The organism is Enterorhabdus sp. P55, from assembly GCF_009911695.1.
In the GTDB taxonomy this organism is placed as follows: domain Bacteria; phylum Actinomycetota; class Coriobacteriia; order Coriobacteriales; family Eggerthellaceae; genus Enterorhabdus.
In genome coordinates, this window is record NZ_QWKK01000224.1 from 1 (window position 1) to 1540 (window position 1540).

1 protein-coding gene is annotated in these 1540 nt (G+C 31.1%); it reads left to right on the top strand.

The window, feature by feature from the left end:
* The first annotated feature begins 71 nt into the window (after positions 1-71).
* Entirely contained in the window at positions 72-1523 is a 1452-nt protein-coding gene (locus tag D1643_RS10945) for an IS1182 family transposase (RefSeq protein ID WP_160214592.1), read from the top strand.
* The last annotated feature ends 17 nt before the right edge of the window (positions 1524-1540 follow it).

The following is a 1540-nucleotide window of genomic DNA, read 5'->3' on the forward strand; positions in this document are numbered from 1 at the left end:
CTCAGACTGTAGACAAAGTATCATATTTTTGATACTTTGTCTTTTTTTCTTGGTAAAATAGAGAAAAGGAGTTGGTTTTAATGTTAAAGAAGCAAGATATGAGTAAACGTGGCCAAGTTGGTTTTTATTCTGTAGAAGATTTAGTTCCAAAGGAACATTTATTAAGAGATATTGATAAATACGTTGACTTCAATTATATTTATGACCTTGTTGAAGATAAATATGATGAATCGAATGGCCGTCCTAGTGTAGATCCTGTTTTATTAATGAAACTTCCCTTAATCCAATTTCTATATGGAATTAAAAGTATGAGACAAACAATTAAAGATGTTGAAGTTAATATGGCTTATCGTTGGTTTCTAGGTTTAGACATGACGGATTCAGTACCACATTTTTCGACATTTGGGAAAAATTACTCTAGAAGATTTCGCGGCACAGACATTTTTGAACAATTATTTTACGGTGTATTAGAACAGTGTGTGGAAGCTAAATTATTGGATACCTCCGAAGTATTTATTGATGGTACTCACGTTAAAGCCCATGCCAATAATAAGAAATATGAAAGTAAAGAAATTATTGAAGAAACACTTTTCTATGTAAAGTCTCTTCAAAAAGAAGTGGAAATAGATAGAGAAAAAAGACTAAAAAAGCCATTAAAAAGAAGAAAGGAAAGTGAAAACCAAATAAAGTATAAAAAAGTTAGTAAAACTGATGATGAAAGTGGTTGGTTCCATAAAGGAGAACATAAACAGGTCTTTGCTTATGCCACACAAGTGGCATGTGATAAGAACGGTTGGGTTCTAGGCTATACAACTCATTCTGGTAATCAACATGATAGTCGTACGTTTATCGATATCTACAATAAATTACAAAGTCACTTTAGCTTAGATAAATTAGTAATGGATGCTGGATACAAAACCCCAGGCATTGCTCATTTATTATTTCAAAATAATTTGACACCTGTTTTTCCATATAAAAGACCGATGACCAAAAAAGGATTTTATAAAAAATATGATTATGTTTATGATGAATACTACGATCAATACATTTGCCCTAATATGAAAATTTTAAGCTATACAACAACTAATAGAGACGGATATCGTGAATACAAAAGTAAGGCTGTTGATTGTAATAGTTGTCCTTTGATTGTTAACTGTACTGAATCAAAAGAGAAGAGAAAATTAATTCAACGTCATTTATGGGAAGATGATATGGAGCGTTGTGAAGATATACGTCATTCCGTAGGAATGAAGGCCATATACAATAATCGAAAACAAACAATTGAGCGATTATTTGGAACGGCAAAAGAATTTCATGGACTACGCTACACTAATTTAATTGGCAAAGAAAAAATGCACATGAAAATTGGGCTTACTTTTACATGCCTCAACATCAAAAAATTAGCAAAAATGCTAAAATCAAGAGACCTGGAGGGCTCTATTTTTTTGTCTATTTTTGATTTTTTATCAAAATTAATGATGAGATACAAAAAAACAAACCAATTACTCTTTATGAGTAACTAGTTTGTCTTCAATCTGAA